The sequence below is a fragment of the Ruegeria sp. F5 genome (assembly GCF_056533845.1).
The window spans coordinates 26,617-43,126 of the sequence record NZ_JBQFOU010000024.1; the positions used below are offsets into that span (position 1 = coordinate 26,617).

General features: G+C 64.7%; 6 protein-coding genes. All 6 read right to left on the reverse strand.

Features of this window, described 5'->3' with window-relative positions:
- Positions 1–3: 3 nt before the first annotated feature.
- The gene (locus tag ACR0K1_RS22810) at positions 4–4,347 is read right to left on the reverse strand and encodes an eCIS core domain-containing protein (protein WP_480851956.1); all 4,344 of its coding nucleotides are present in this window, start codon (positions 4,345–4,347) and stop codon (positions 4–6) included.
- A gap of 194 nt (positions 4,348–4,541) precedes the next feature.
- Positions 4,542–7,859, reverse strand: coding sequence for a DUF6519 domain-containing protein (locus ACR0K1_RS22815; protein WP_480851957.1), 3,318 nt, complete (start codon positions 7,857–7,859; stop codon positions 4,542–4,544).
- A 21-nt stretch (positions 7,860–7,880) separates the two neighbouring features.
- Positions 7,881–11,123 (reverse strand): hypothetical protein, encoded by a 3,243-nt coding sequence (locus ACR0K1_RS22820; protein WP_480851958.1) that lies wholly within the window; start codon positions 11,121–11,123, stop codon positions 7,881–7,883.
- The gene (locus ACR0K1_RS22825) at positions 11,120–13,678 is read right to left on the reverse strand and encodes a baseplate J/gp47 family protein (RefSeq protein ID WP_480851959.1); all 2,559 of its coding nucleotides are present in this window, start codon (positions 13,676–13,678) and stop codon (positions 11,120–11,122) included. Before ACR0K1_RS22825 ends, ACR0K1_RS22820 begins: the two co-directional genes overlap by 4 nt.
- Complete coding sequence (locus tag ACR0K1_RS22830) at positions 13,675–16,110, reverse strand: baseplate J/gp47 family protein (protein ID WP_480851960.1); 2,436 nt, start codon at positions 16,108–16,110, stop codon at positions 13,675–13,677. The genes ACR0K1_RS22825 and ACR0K1_RS22830 overlap by 4 nt, the downstream gene beginning before the upstream one ends.
- Positions 16,107–16,505: a GPW/gp25 family protein gene (locus ACR0K1_RS22835; protein WP_480617283.1), complete on the reverse strand. Its 399-nt coding sequence runs from the start codon at positions 16,503–16,505 to the stop codon at positions 16,107–16,109. The genes ACR0K1_RS22830 and ACR0K1_RS22835 overlap by 4 nt, the downstream gene beginning before the upstream one ends.
- Positions 16,506–16,510: the final 5 nt, after the last annotated feature.

Below are 16,510 nucleotides of genomic sequence, written 5' to 3' on the forward strand. Positions count from 1 at the left end.
GACTCAAGGATACCGACTTCGAAGGAAGGCGACCATACTTGCAATCAACCCGGCCACTGCGGCGTCGCGTTGTGCGGGTGTTGAGGCGCGGCGGCCGGCGCGCGAAACGTTTGTGATAGCCCACCTGCGGAAGGCTTGCGCCAGGTCGCGCAGCGCTGTCCCTTCGCCGTAGATGTCCATGCTGCGCGCTTGCTGATGCAATACGCGATCCAGTCTCTGGAACACGCGGCCGGTGCGTTCACGCCGGGTTGCCGAGGCTTGATCGACCTGGGCCTGAGTGAAGGAGCCGCTGTCTTGTCTGCCCCGGAATTCCTGATCGGCTGCGACCGAAGCCCCTTGCGGAGCCATCGGATTGAATTCGCCGCTGGCTGCCTGCATTGGATCCACCATACCAGCGCTGACCAGATCGCGCGTAACGGCACGGGTGGCTAATTGCCCGGGTGCCCGCGCCGCTTCGACCACGTCGAGCAATTGATTGCCCGAGGGCGTCTGCAGCGTGGCCGGCGTAAATCCGGCGTAGCTGGGTGCACCGGGCTGTACCATCATCGACCCGCGCAGATTGTCCCGGATCGTGACCTGTGGACCGCCGGGGCGAGTTGAGAATGAGGCGATCCGGCTGGCCTGGCCGCGTCTGCTGCGGAACGGCATCAGCATTTGCCGTGGTCCAGAAAAGAACCGACGGGCTCCGAACACGACGTCTGCGTCGTTCATGTTCGGACCCGCCACAGTGTGCCGCCCCGATGCCAGCCCCTGATCAAATGCGGCTGCTTCGCTGGCCACTTGCGGATTCTGCAGCCGCTGTTGTTCGAATATCCGTTCCGCTTCGCGCAATATGGGCTCAAGCGCATTGCCGATACGCTGCGGGCTCATTTGCGAGATTCGTCCGGCTTCGGAAGCCGGGTTCACCCGCGCCATGATGCGCCCGCCCGTTATTGCAAGCGAAGACAGGCGATAGCGGATGCGCCACACCGCCAGACGCGCTCGCAGTCCCAGCCTTGAGACACCGCGTCTGTGCAACCGTGCCACTTTGGGGCGAATGGCACGAACGGCACGTTGCAGCCGCTCGCGCCGACGGCGCTCCCGTTCTTGTTGACGGCGGCGGCGGCGGTCGGCGGCGCTTTCCCGGCGGCGGGTGTTCGGATTGCGACGGTCCCGTCTGCGGCTGCGCCGCGAGCGGCGTTGCCGGCGCTGGCGTCTTCTGGTGCGCGCTCGGGACCGGGCGGCGCCTCGTCTGTTCGCGTTTCCGCCGCGCCCGCCGTCCCGTTGCCTCTGCCTACGTCCGCGTCTGCGGCGGCGTCGCATCCGTTGCATCAACGCCCGGAAGCGCGAACCGATGCGGCGGATGATGCGGCCAAAGGGGCGGGCGATGGCCCCAACCACGCGGCGGATCAACCTGTCGACACCCAGAAACGTCAGGATGGCGTCGACGGCGGCCACAATGCCGAAGGCAATCGCGCGGGCAAAGGCCACGGCTGCACCGCCCAAACCACCCGCGACGGCCATCAGGAAACTGAAAAAAGCCTGCGCGGCGGTAAACAGGCTTTGCACAAGGGCGTAGGCCCCGCGAATGGCGTCGATCACCGCCATGATCGCTCCGACCCCGGGGATCAGCTTGGCCGCCAGTGTCGTGGCAAGCCAGATCATCGCCGCCGTTCCGACGGCCGGTAACATGGCGGGCAAATTCTCGGTAAACAGCCCGATCATATTGGTCGCCAGCGCCGTCAGCATTTCGTACCAGTTGGGGGGCAGCGATAACAAAAGCTGCAACATCGGCAGCTTCATAAAGAGCCACTGCTTGAACGCTTCCTGCAACTGCCCCCAAAGGTGATTGCGCATCCCGTCGCCTGCCTGCGCCAGCGCGGATGACAGAAACGTGCCAATGGCCATGCGGGTGATCCGCGCCATCAGCGCCATGAACTGCCCCAATGCAGCGGCAAGGGCGGCAATGGCCCCGGCGATCCGGTCCACCAGACCGGCATTTTCCGAGCGGATCTTCTCCAACTCGGCATCCATCGCCTGAATCGCGCGTTCGCGCTCGGCATCCAGCGCGCGCTTGGCGGCCTCGGCGGCCTGGTCGATGCGCTGCTCCATCCGGGTGAAGCCATCGCGCGCCCGTGTCAGAGCCTCCTGTGCCGCCGTATCAAGCTGGTCGGCATTGTCTGTCATCAACTGCTCGATCGTCTCTCTGGCGGTGCGCAGAGCGGTTTTGCAGTCTTCGATTGTGGTGTCGATGTCGGCCTTGATCTGGGTGATCAGCGCATCGATATCGGCAATATACTGGTTCCTGTGCCGTTCGTAGAGCCGCTTTACCTCTGGCACGGAGTTGATCGAGAGGAGCCAGTCGCGCACTCTGCGTGCGGCACCCCTCAGGCCTGAGTATCGCCGCCGCTTGAGCGCTTCGAGGTCAGAGCGTACGCCACTGGCAAAGGCTTCGAGCCGCGCGCCTTGCCGTTCACGAAAGCTCTCAACCGCGTCCGTAGTGAGTGACGAGAGTTTTGTGTTCACCTCGGTCTGAGCGGTCTGGTAAGTGGTGTTGATCTGGTCGGCCAGCGACTGCTCGCCCTGTTCCTCACTAACGCGCGTGCTGTCCTGTTGCGTGGACACGCCGGTTTGTCCGGCCTCGCGCTGACCAACCATGTCCGCCTGCGCGCCGGACTGCGCCCCGGAAAGCGCGCTGCGGGCCGTGTCGCGGGCCTGTGTTTCTGTCGCGCGGGCCCGGCTGCCCGCAGCCTCGACATCGTCATTCAGCTTGGTTTTGTCGTTTCCAATGTCGCGCAGGGGGCCTTCGTCAGCCTTGTTGAGCGTTTCGTCATCCACATCATGTTCGGCCAGTTTGGCGTCCGCTTCGGCCTTGAACTCGGTTGCATCCAACGCCTCTTCGTTCACTTGCGGCGGCACCGCCTGCGTCAGGGCGGGATCGGCAGTGTCCGGAGCGGTCATAGGCTCGGGCTGCGGCACCGCCGGGGCGGGGGCTGCGCCTTCGGGTGGGGCATTGACCGCATCAAGGCTGGATTGCACCTGTGCGGTCTGGCTTTGGGCCTGACCTGAAATTGCGTCGGTCAGCGGTGCCCGGCGCGCGGCACCCCCGGCCCCGGCGAAATCCTCCAGCTCTTCGATGGTGCCCGGCGTTGCCGCAGATACGGCCGAGCGGGAGGCGGCGCGTGCCGCCGCTGGATCGCCTGCGGGCACGTCCGCGCCTTCCAGTGCCGTGGCATGGCCTTGCTGGCCCGAGGCCTGTGCGGCATTGGCTGGCGGGGCGGCGGCCTCGCGCGCGGCTCCGATCCGGCTGTCAGCCCCTTCATTGGTCGACAGCGCCACGGCGCGATCTTCCAGCCTGCGCTGAGCCTGGCGGGCAGTTTCGGCCCCGCGGTCGCCCGTGACCTTGCCAAAGGTGCCGCCCCCGCCGCCGCCGCCACCGCGCGGAGCCCGGCTTGCGCCCTTACGGCTCTTTTCCTTTTTCACCTTTTCGGTGTCTGTTTTCTGCTCTTTTTCCTTCTTGCCCTCCCGTTTTGGTTTCGCCGCAGCGGCAGGGCCTTCTGCCGCGGCACCTGCAGGGCTGCCTGCGGTCATCACATTGGGCGCACCGGGTGCCGTGCCGGCTTGTGTCGTCTGCGCTTCGTCCGGGGCTTTCGCGGACTGCGCGCTTCGGGCGTTGGATGCCTGTTTGGTGTCGCGTCTGGATGCACTGTCCACCAGTTTGCCGCCTGCGGGGCTGAGGGTGGAGGTCATCGTCGGAGTAAGTATCGGGGCCGGACCGGCCCTGGTGGCACCCAGCACGCTGGTCGGGGCGGCCACAACGGGCGAGGGGGCTCTGGTGCTGGCCTTGGCGCGCCGCATGATGCGCCCCCGTGTCGACAGGCCCGAGAGCGACAGGCTCGCCTTGCGCCCGGCCACGATATTGTCTGCAGCGGCGCGCGCTGAAACCTCGGCGCTGTCCGAGATGTTTGAGACCAGCGCATGACGCTGCACAACCTGCCCGCCTGATCCGCGTTGCTGGACCACATGCGCAACCTCCTCGGCGATCAGGTGATCCCCGGCCTTGGTGCCGGGATTGTAGCGCCCGGGTGCGAAGGCGATATTCGGCCCTGTTGCAAAGGCCTCGGCCTGTACTTGCGATGTGGCTTTGGCCGCCGCCCCACCGGTATGGACCCGCACATCGCCAAGATTGGTGCCAAATCCGGCTTCCAGCCGCTGGCGCGTGGACAGGGGCAGGGGCGCGCCGCCGGTCAGGCTGGACTGAAGTGTCGACAGGTCTGCCGCACCCATTGCTTCGGGCGCTGGCGTCGGGGCCGGTCTGGCGGGGGCCCTGGCGGTTTGGGGGGCGGATTTCGCAGCGGCCTGTTTCATTCCGGGCCCCGGCAACAGAGAAAGGGAAAGCGAGGCTTTCCCTTTGCTATCAGAGATTTGAACTCTGTGAACCATAAATACATATCACGTTGGCGAAGCCCATTGTTGCGAGAAACGCCGTGGATATGCAGCTTGGACACTACCACAAGTTGCTTGTATGTCCTAGTGGTTTTCGGCACAGCTTCAGTCTCTGATCAAGGTATATTGACGATTTCTGCCTGTCCGGGGCCTCCGGAAAGCGCGTTGGCCGGAATAGACGCAGTACCCGTCTGGTCAGAGATTTTCCAGACCGAGCGGGTGGGATCAGGCTGAGGATTCAGCGCGCGGAACCGTACTCCGTGTGTGGTTCCGAAACAGGCGTTTCGCTCAAGCTGAACATAGCTGCCGAACACCCCCCATAGCCGGATACCATCTGTTGGTGCCAGACCAACCGGCACGGGCCGGTCAGGATCAATGATCCCGGTCTCAGCAATCAGGTTGTTCACCCGATTGTTGCGCACCGCGACACTGACAGAGCTTCCGACCATAATTCCCCAGCGCGAGCGGGCATACATCGGCGGGCGGATATCAACGCGGTTGCCATCGACCTCGACATCGCGGAAAACCGTGCGCTGCGTATCGAACCCGACTGTGTTCCGGGCATTGCCCGCGATGCGGATGCCCTGTTGAAAGCCCGAGATGCGATTGCCGTTGATCCGGACCGATTGCGCATCCTGACGGTCGATCAGGGTCGAGGGGTCGCGCTCTCCGGCAATCGTCGGTCCGCGCGGGGCGGCGATCACGATGCCCGTTTGCCCGTGCGTCAGCGTGCCGCTCGCCCTAATGGCGATACCAACGGCCCGGACCCGCCCCCGCGCCGTTGCCGGGACTGTCACAGGTGACGGAAGCTGCAGCGCGGCGCGTATCAGGCCCCGCCGGAACCGCCGGATATGAGCCCGCATGCTGGGCTGGCCACCCGAGGGGTTGCCTGGCGGGTTGGCATCGGCCAGATCGTCCCAATTCCTGGTGGTGATCAGATTATGGGTTGAAAACCGCAGTGGATCGCGGCCCCAACCTGCAATTGCGATATTCTGGCGTCCCAAATCCACATTGCTGAACGACACCACCGATCCGCCGACGAAGATATTAGTATCCACGTTGAAACTGAGCTGGCTCAGAAACACGTGGCCAACCGTTGAGGCAAATATGTCATCGCTCGCCACGCGTCCGCTCAGATCGAACCGGTTGCCCGGCACTTCGATATCGCAGCCCGAAACCTCCACATCGCGCACACCGACGGCCAGAATGCCGGTGTCGTTGTGCCCCAGCTCCATCCGGCAGTCGCGCAGTCTGGCGCTGCGGGTGCGGCCATCATCGCTGGTCGTGATGCGGATCGCGGCTGCGCCGTCGAAGACTTCGGCCCGTGACCGTATCACAAGCCGCTGCACGTCTATCTGCCCGCAATCGTCAAACCGCAGGATGCTTTGCCCGGTGCCATCGGCATCGATCGAGAAATCCACCAGAGTCACCGCCCGGCAGTTGCGGAAATGGAACGTGGGCCTGCGCACCGTCAGTAAAGAGCCAAGCCCGATGCCGGTGATGGTGATGTGCCCTTTGTCAAACACCTCGATCACCGACGGCACGGGCCGTGTGCCGGGACCGAGGCAGATCTTGGCGTCGCCGCCATCGGGGATCGCGTCGATGATATCGCGGATATCGCCGCCTTCGGGCACCGGGATTTCGCCGCAGCCATCGCCGGTTTCGCGCTCGAACAACTCGTCCAGCGCTTCCTGCACCGTGATGCTGTCGCTGTCGACGCGCGCGCCGTCATATGAGACGTCATCCGCCTCGATCTCGCAGAGTTTCGGAAAGCGTTTGTCGAGCCATGCTTCCAGCAGCATCGGGTTGCCCGCGGGCGTCTGCTGCAGGATGGCAAGCGGCGCAAACAGCCGTTCCGGCCCATGCGGGGCAGGGCGGACGGGGCCATTTGCGTTGGCACTGACAACCCGCGCCTCATATTGCCACCAATCGCCGGGCTCGAACGCGGTGCCTGCGATATCCGCCTCGATCCCGTGTTCCAGCTCGTAGACATTGTCGGCGCTGTGCCGGATCAGCCCGGACCAGCGGCGCAGTTTGAGGCTGCCGGGGTCGTGCTCAGCCGTGGCGATGTCGGTCACGGAGGTTTCGTCCAGCGGATCGCGCAGATCGAAGATGCGGGTGGAGCCAGTAATCTCCTCACCGCCCGACAGGCGCAGAAGCCTGCCCACCCGGCGTTCCGGCCGGGTAAAGCCGCTGGCGTCAAGCGTGCCGGGGGCCGCGTCGCCCAGATCGGTCGCATCGCTGAGCAGTTCCACAAGATCGCCATCACGCAGATCGGAATTGGCAGGCACCGACAGGCTGGCCGCAAGGGGCGGGATGCCACCATCATCGGGGAACCATGCGCGATATAGCTCGGACCCGTTTTCTCGCGACCATTTGAAAAGCACGGCTCCGATATTGTTTTCGTGCGTTTCCAACCGATACAGCCTGTTGTCCGGACCGGTATAGCCGCCCGGTGCGGGCAGGTCACAGGGATCGGCGGTCAGAGTTTCCGTAGCGGTGCCCAATGTCAGCGTGCCGGTTGGGGACAGCCGGTTGGCAAAGGCATCAGACACAGCATCTGCATCGGCAAGGCCGGAAATCTCGGCCAGCTTCACCTGATGGCGCAGCTCTGTCCGGGTGGTGGTGTCAAGATCGCCCCCAAGGGCGGTTTCGCGAATGCCGGGGTCCTCCAGCGCGGAGATGTGCCGTTCCCAGACCTCGACATATGCTATGAAACGCGTGCCGGGTGCAGCAGGCGAGGATTGCCCGACAATGTCAGCCCCGGCGGGATCGGGCAACGCAGGCCACGCGCCGCCCTGGGTTTCAAAGGCCAGCCCGCCGACTTCGTAATTTCCCGCAGCACCGTGCAGGACGGGATCGGTTGTGCTGTCGGCGCGGGTTTCGATCATGGCGACCCAGATCCGCGATGCCGAATCGATATCGATCACAATATCCGTCCCGTCGACCGTCGCATCGACCGGCTGGTAATCCGGCCCGGACGGCACCGCAACGGGCGTTCCGTTCACCAGCGGATTGGCCCCGCCATTGTCCGCGCGCGCCCAGATCCGGATGTCGGTCGGCCCTTCCAGCGGCGTTGCAAGCGCAATGCTTACCTGACCGCCGGTGCCCATGCGCAACCCGGGCAACCAGTCCAGATACTTACGCGAATAGTCCCGCACCACTTCGGCCCCGCCGGACGCAATGAAATCATTGCCCAGCGTGCCGTCGAATTGCGTCAGCAAGCGTCCCGGCGTAACGAGCAACCCCAAATCGGACGACCCGGCGTCACAGGCCACCATCGCAAGGTTTTGCCGCAGAGATCCTTCGATCGCATCGGACAGGGCCGCCATGTCCGAGTCCAGTACGGCCCGGCCCTGCTGCAGCAGAACACGGCGGTAGCGTTCACCGCGTTTGGTGTCTGGATTGAACCCTCTGGTAAAATCTCCCTTCATGGCAGACCACCTTTCTTTTCGTTAGTTCTGTCGGATCAGTCCGGTTCGAAGACCCGCGGGTGTATGTTCACTCAGCCGCTGGAATACGGCGCGCTCAAGTTCGGGCAGGCCTGCAAGGTTGAAGGCCCCCATTTCACCGCCGTCAGACGCACCGGTGAGGATCGTGCTGTCAGTGTCCTGTGCCAGTCGCAGATGCGCCGGGTCGCGCCTGTCAAAGGTGACAAAGCGCGGGAAGGGCTGGCGCACCACGCGGTGTTTACGCGGCGTTTGCCCGCCGGGGGCCAGCGCAGAATAGCGGATGCAGCCGGCAAAGCGTTCGCCTGCCGTGACCGGGTGGCGCAGGATCGAATCCGAGATATCGACCTGCCGGGCCTGAACCGGTCCCAGCAGGGTCACGCGGTCCATGGTAAGATCCGCCTCCGGTGCAACAATGGCATCCGTCAACCCGCCCGCCCCGGCATCCAACACACCGTCAGCGATGCGGATCAGGCCCGGATCGGCAAGCGTGATCGGGCCAAGAACCGCGCGCGTTATGGCAAGCGCCTCGGCCCCGGTATCTTCGAAGAAGCTGAACGCCAGTGTCAGATCGCTGCGCCGGACCGTCACGAAATTCAACATCTGTGATTGCGCCTGCGGTAGATTAAGCGTCAGTGCAGCGGCGGACGTGAGCGCGATTCCGGTCAATTCCAGAGACCGGTAAGAAACACCACCGGGCACCGAGTTCGCCACACTCACAATCGGCTGCGTGTCGCGCGCGGCGCGGATCACGATGTCATCCGGCCCGGCGGGCCAGGTCAGGACTTCACCGGGGTAGAACCGGCTATCGGCGATTTCGATGACCTCGCGGGGTTGCGGATCGCTTGCAATCGCGGTCAGGGCTTCGGCCAGAGTGCGGTGGAGCGTCTGGCCCGCCGCGACCGCCACAGCCCCTTTGGAGAGGTGCCCGGACGCGGAAACCAGTCGTGTGGCCGGTTCGGGCGCACGACCCAGCACTCTGTCATGGTCAAGCGGAAGCGCGCCCACACTCATCGTGGAACCTGTCTGCATGGCGACCGAAACGCTATCGGGCTGCGGAACCGGCCCGGCGGGATGGTCCGGCGGCGGTTCACTGGCCGCCATCGCGAAAAGCCCATGTGCCGGATCGATGTCGAGCATGCCGGGCAATGCGGGATCAAGCACATCTGGCGGGCTTTCGTTCTGCCAGGCGCAGAGCACGCGCCACCGCAGTACGCGCCTTTGCGGTGCGATGGGTCCCGGCAGTGGGACAGCAGACCCCAGAGCGCGGCGGCGCAGAAGATTGGTGCCCGCCGTCCAGGTGGACCCATCGCGCCCGACCTGCACTGCCGCTGACTGCGCGGCAAGTGGCGCAGGCCCGATTGGCCACGGCCCGCCGGTCTCACTGGCGATCAATTCCGGTGTGTGGATCAGAACGGCGCGGCCATCTTGACCGGTAAAGGCAATCTCGCCGGGCATCAGCCGCGCATTCGCGCGTTCGCTTTCAAACCTCAGACAGATGGACAGATCAGCCGGGGCGGCAGCCACGGTTTCGGCCAGTTCGGTCCAGCGCGCCGCCACATCCGGTGCCGGGGCACCTGTCTCATCAAGCGCTTCCCAGGTGCCTGCGGCGGGGTCGGCACCGCTCCAGACCAGCCGCAGCATGGGCCGGAACTGACGCCCCAGTGCTGCAAAACCCAGCGCGAAGCTGAGCGCCGAGGTCTCGCCGCCCGGCAAGACCGAGTTGCCCGACGGGTGCAGCGCCTGCGCCCCGTGAACCACCAATGGTGCGGCACCCGGGGCGGCAAGCGGCGCTGCAAAAGGTCGGCGGTCAGCAGTCGCGGGCGCGGGCGGCCAGATCGGACCGACAGGTGGCGAGGCCAAAGCGCGGTCCGGCAGGTTGGAACCCGACAGCGGCACAGTCACACCTGCCCCAGCGCCGGTGTCGGCGTGATGCAGCCCGCCATCGGCACCGATATAGAACCAGCGCTGATCTGTCAGGCGGACAGCGGGCACCGAGACGTAAAGTGCGCCATTCCGGTAGCCTTCCTGAGCGAGTTCGCTAACGGGGCTGGGATGGCGCGCGCGGATCAATCCGCCGGTGATCCGCAAGACGGCCCCGGCGAAGACGCGGCTGGCCGCGCCGCCGGTTGTGGACAACCGCAGCATGGGCACGGCATCGGCGGGGATCGCGCCGGCGGGGGGCAAGGTGCCGATCTGGCCGGTGATATCCATCACGATACCGGCGCGCAGGACGGCGGCCGTGGTATCGGGCAACCCGGCCACAACCGGCACCGCCATGACCGAAACCGCCACAGGCCCAGAGGTGCGCGCGCCGTCATAATCAATGACGTCGATGCTTGGATTGGTTGTCAGAATGCCGTCGCTGGCAGGAATGTTGCGCGCCGTACGCGGTGCGTCTTGTGCGGATGCGGCGGCGGGCAAGTTGGCAATCCGCACGGAAAACCGCCCGTCCTGCTCGAACCACGCACCGGGATCTTCGGAAAAGATACGTTCGGGCACGCGATCCGTGCGCAGCGTATCCTCGACACCGGTCGGGCGGCAGCGCAGCGGACGCCATGCGTTTTCGGCATCAAAGGCAAAGCGCAGATCCGCGTCGCCATCCGGCAGCCGATGCGCCGAAGCCCCGCTGAGCGGGAAATACTGTGACAGATGCAGCCAATGCGCCATGTGACGCGGGTGGACCCGCCCGCTGTTGGCCGTGATTGCGCGGGGGTCAACGGATTTGGCAAGACTGGCCAGCGGGCCATTGAGTTTTTCGGCCACCGACGGCGCGCGTAGGTCAAGGGCGGTCCGTTCCAGCCGGAGGATGTTCAGGTCCTGAGTGATCTGAACGAGTTTCCAGCCTTCGTTGGTGGCAACAAGCCGGTCTGCCAGTGTGCGCGCCATCTCTTCCAGCATTGCTGGTGTGCCCTTGCGTCTGCGTCGGGCGACCGTGCCGGCAAGATCGCGCCGGTTTGCCTCGGCATCGAAAAAGACCAGTTGCAGCCCGATGGTTTCGGCCAGCAGTGGCAGCATCTCGTTCCCGGCCGTGTCCACGAAGAAATCGCCTTGCAGCTCTTCGATGCTTTGCCGCAGCGCGGCCAGCGGCGCGGCGAGAATGTCGACAAAGGTGCGCAGCTCTTCGTCCGAGGGCGGAACAGCCGCTGCGTTTTTCGCGTCCTGTGCCTTCAGGTGGGTGGGCAGATGCGCATAAAGCAGCGCCGCAGTGCGCGCAAGGCGGTCGGGATCGTAGCTATATCCGGTCATACGCTGCCCTCCTCGACATCCGGGATCAACGCGCCCGGCTCCACCATTTCGACCGTGAGGTTGTTCGGCGACAGGCGCAGCCACTGTCGGTCAGTTGCGTGTATGATGTCCGTCACGCCGGTGTCTGGCAGGATGTCAAAGCAAGTGGCCTCGACCCCCGAGATTGCTTCCCGTTCCAGCAGGCGCGCATAGAGACCAGAGAGCGATTGCGGCGCGGAAAAGGCGCGGCCCGCAAAGGTAAACATCCCCGGCGCCACACGATCATCGGAGAGCAGCGCATCAATGACTTCAGCGCGCACGGCATCGGCCAGCCATGCGGCGTTGCGTTCCACCCGAAGCGTCACGCAGATATCGACAGGTTGTGGGGCAAGCAGCACCATCGGCAACTCGGTATCGCGGCGCGCGTCGAGAAATGCGCGCAGCGCGGTTTGATCGGCGACCGCGCCACCATTTGCATCGGCGGCGATCAACTCGATCGCGCCACGATCCAGCCAGCGGGCGGACGCGCGTGCGACGCCGGGGAACAGCAGGGCAAGATCGGCATAGTCTTGCAGCGAGACGGCCCGGTCGAATGTCAGGATTGGCCTTGTGGCCTGCCGCCGCATGTCGTCGGGACTGGCAGGATCCGTGCCGCCATAGAGCGGCAGCGGATTCGACACGGATTTCAGCAGCGGTGACGCCTTGCGAATTCGCGTGAGCCGTCCGGCCCCGACATCGCCCACCTGTCCGTTTCCGATGCGGTATTCCGCGGTGATATTGCGGGTGCCGGATGGCGGCACAGCGGCGCGGTTCTCGCCGCCAAACACCACGGATAACGTCTGATCCGCGCCTGCTTCGGTCTTGTAATGGCGATCCTCGGGGGTGCTGTAGTGAAAATCCGTCACCCTGTCCCACAACACGCCATCAACGCGCACGTCCAGTTCCGGGGTTCCGCCTTGCGGTCCGGGGATCCGTGTTACGCCTTGTTTTTTAAGCGTGAAACTCTGGTGCGGGGTCACGCCGTCCGATGCACCCAGAATTTCTGATTTGATCTCGCCATGGCTTACTCGGCCCACGTTGAACCGCAACACCATGTCGCCCAAAGCGAAACCGGAAGCCGGTATCCCATCGTCTAGGCTCAGCACCAGTTCCCACAAGGCGTCCCCCCGTGCTGCCAGCCGCAAAATGGTGGCCGAGGCAGCGAACCCGTCAGATATCCGTTCAAGAATGATGGTGCGACCGGGGCGGATGCCGCTGAGATCGGCTGCAAATTCGGCGGTCGCCGTGAAGGGCGCGGCGTTCGGTTGCCGGGCAACGACGGGCACGCGCGTTTGCCAGTCAGCGTAGATCACCGCATCAAGGGGCAGTTGGCCCCATGTTACGACCGACCCACCCGGGCTGCGCAAATCGAGCAGCCCGGCGCGGGCGCTGAATGTCTGCCGGATCAACTGTTCGGTCGGAAAGTCCGCCGGCGCATCGGCAGGCTGCGGGATCGGCACAAGCTGCCCGCGTTGGAACGTCACGGCCGCTTCGCGGGCGTTGTTCACGGCGTAAGGTGCGGCGGTCGATGCGCCGACCAGTGCAATCGGTGCGTCAGGTTCTTGCGGCGGCATCGGTTCGGACAGGATCAGCGAGGTCCCCGGTGCATAACTGCCCTCGCTCAATCCGCTGATCACATAGCCAAAGGCCGTAGCCGGGGCCGCAGGCTGCATTGACGGATATGTCGCCGGGTTGCTGATGGCACTCGGCGGGAAAGTGACCGGGTCGGCATTGTGGCCAAAAACACGCAATTCGGTATCGGGGCGGCACAGCACCTCGTAGGGTGCGCTGGCATTGAACTCAGGCCAGGACCCGGTGCTTTCCGACCCTTGAGACAGGCGGCGCAGGCGCATCAGGCCTGGAGCTTCCACAACAACTTCGCAGACCGCCGACTTCCCGCCCCCTTGCAGCAGGACAACCTCACCGGGGTCGAGCCCGGGTGAGGATGCCACGGGCAGATCGACAAGATCGCCATCGAAGGTGATTTCTGTCGGCACCATGGCCAGATCGGGCATCACGGCGTTCCAGGCATCAGAAACCTCGAGCGCTTCCAGCGTTTCATACGTTTGTGCCTTGATGTCGCCCTTGGGCTCGGATTGCAGGGCAAATCCCTTGGGCACAGTGCCCGCCAGTTCGGGTTTCACCTCGAACACGGCGTAGCCCGTTGCGGCGACCCCCTGATCAGGCTCGTAGGCAAGCCGACGCGCGTGAAGCGTAAGGTTTCGGACCTGCGTGGCGGTGCCAAGATAGGCTTCAGCCGCGTAGTGGCTTTGATGCTCGCCCAGTATATGCGCAAAAAGAGCGGGTATCTCGACCAGGGTGCGCGCCAGCCCGCGATCCTTGGCGGGTATCTCAACGATACCCGGTGCAATGGTACGGCCTGTTCCAGGTTCGGGTACGCCGGACGGGTCGCGTGCCAAAGCCTCGGACAGCGCGACCAGATCGGCAAATCGCAGCCCGAAATAGGTGGTTTTGCCCAGTTCAGGATCGGTTCCGCGGGGGGATGACGTTTGGCGCGATATGGGAGGGCGGCTCATGACGACACTCCAGTTGCTGGCTCGGCGGCGGGACCGCCGACAACGAAGGCATCAGGCGGGCCAGCGGGTGGATCGATCCCTTCCACGCGCAGGGTGAGCCGCCCGCGATCCGGCCGCGCGTCTTCCCCGGCAAACTGGGCGATCTCGGTGGGGCCAAGGCGGATGGCCCGGCGCACCGGATTCGTACCCGCGTCGAGAAGCGGCCGGAAAGCCAGCGCGCGCACGGCACCTATGGCGGGCTGGCGCTGCACGTCAGCAAGGATGTCGCCCAGGCGCACCTCGGCCCCGAAGCTGGTGCGCGACCGGTGGAAGAACCCGGGCGAAGCAACGGTGCCGGGCAGCAGCGCGCGCCGGGCCTGTTCGCGGACCTGCCCCACCCCGGCACCAGCAGCAGGGCATAGCAGAAGGTCAATATCCAGCGGCACGTAATCGGGCGGTTGCACCAGATGTTCGCGGCCCGCCATGCGCAAACGTTCGACGTGGTTCCAGACCGCGTCGGCAAGCGGGGGTTCAAGCACGTCCCCTTCTTCCGGAGCCACGAGTATGGCGATGGTGTTGAAGATACCGCCCAGCGGTTTGGCGACTGCCTGCGCCACGCCGGGTACCTGTTCAGCCGCAAGGCGATAGTCATTTGCGCTGACGCATCGTTCAAGGGCCGGATGGCGGATGCTTTCGGGGATTTGCTGACGCGCCACGTCAAGCGATACCGGCCTGCGCCCACCGCCAGCCTGTGTAATATTCGTGGCGGCAATCACGGCGAGGTTGGAGATTTCGGTATTTCGCGGATCATCCGGTGCCAGTTGCCCAATAGCGTTCAGGGCAAATGCGCCGATATTGCCCGCTGCCGGGTCGCCATGCCGATAGGTGACGCGCAGACCGGCATCCGGCAAGGTTGCAGCAGCCGACATTGGTACCGCACGGCCCTGCACGCCATCCCCGAACAAGATCCAGATAGAGCCGTCATTGTCCCTTTCGCTTGTGTAGTGTCTGTCAAACCCGGCGGAACTGCGCAGGTTCGGCTGCCATTGATACGTTTCGTCGCCGATGGTGACAGAGACTGCAGGGCGCGGCGGCGTGCCGGTATCTGTCATTACGTCGCCTTCCGGCGTGCGCAGCGCGCGCAGCAGCAACTGTCCGGTGGCCGGATCGCTCGCGGTCATAAGATCGGCCCGCCCGGTGCCAAAACCAATAGCGCCCGCAGCACCGGAACTGTCTGCGATCCTGGTCTGACCGTGTTGTGCGGACACAAGGTTAGCCGTGATCAGCATCGGCAGGCCTGAGCTGTCGGACCAGGGGGCAAAGGCCTCGGACGTGGGGGTGTCCCACTGAACCTCTGTCACCTGAACCGGCGTGGGCAACAACGGATCGCCTGGATCTGCAGTCCAGCCGGGGGCCTCGAACTCTCGCAAACCGGTCAGAATTCCCACATGGGTGCGCGGGCCCTGCATCAACGCGATGCGTTGCCCTTCCACAAGTCCAAGATCCCAGCCCAGGATTAGAATCCCACGCGTCCCGGCAGGTAGGATCGCATCCGCCGCGCCGGGCCAGGCAGCAGCGCGCAGGCCGAGCCCGTCCGCCGGATCAAGCAGTCCGGCATTCCACACGGGATCAAGCAAAACCTGCTCTGCCGTTTCGAACCATGTGGTAACGCGCCCGCCTTCGGCTTGGCGCACGATCGGGATGCCTTGGGGCAGGAATCCGGAATTGGCCACATCCAGTGCGATCACGGTTTGCGCGGTTGCGCCCTGATCCAGATCGTAGCCCAGGAAGGCCCCATGCCGGGTCAGCGAAATGCGCTCGCGCGCGGTGTCGATAAATCCTTCTTGCGCGACCCGGTCCTGATGCAGCGACAGCATGTCGGCGTGGTGCGCCAACAGTTCCACCAGCGTCGCCTCAACCGAAGCCGGAGCGAGATCGGACCAGTTCGGGTCCGTTGACCTGATCCAGTCCTGCGCCACCTGCACAAATCCGCGATAGTCTTTAGTCGTGAGGTCAATGGCCGGTTCGGGCGAGCCTGCTCCGGCAGCCGGATCTTCGGCGGGGCGGCAATCCCCGGCGGGGCAGTCGATGTAGAAGTCAAAATGGCTTTGCGCAAAAAACGGGTGCAGCGGATCATTCCCGCCCGTGACCAGCCGCGCAATATGCCGCCCGCGCGGCAGACGACCCGAGGCCGGCGGCAGGAACTGCACGGTGACAGCCGGATCACCGTCGGCCACAGTGACGGTGATTTCCAGCTCATCCGGTTCCGGGCCTTCGACCTCAACTGATTGAGCGGTCAGCCCGTCAGAGACCTTGGCCAGATCGATCCGCAACTCTGCCGCCAGCCCAGCGGGCGTCGGATCGGTGAAATTCAGCGCGGAAATGCCTTGCCACCCGCCCGGTACAATCTCTGCCTGGTCCCAGATCAGGCCATATGCGCCATTGCCGCTCATATGACGATCTCCAGCCGGTTCTGCGTCCGGTCCGAACGGCGCGTGTAGTCTATTGCAATCAGCACCGTGCCGCCGGGCGGGTCGAGGGTGACATCGACATCTTCCAGTATCGCCTCGGGGCCCAGATCACGATCCAGGCTTTGGCGAATGCGATATTCCAGCGCCGGGCGTGCCAGCGGCGAGAGGTTTTCAAAGATTGAACGATTGAGCCCGGCCCCGAATGTCGGTCGCATCACCCGTTCGCCCGGTGCGGTGAACAGGATCGACATGATCTTGGAACGCAGATGCACATCCGGGTCATCCGTTTCGGCCACGCCTTCGCGTTGCGGGACCACATCTTGCCGGGCAAGCTGCGGCCCAAGTACGAAGGGGTAAGAGATGAAACGGTCTGTCATGGCGC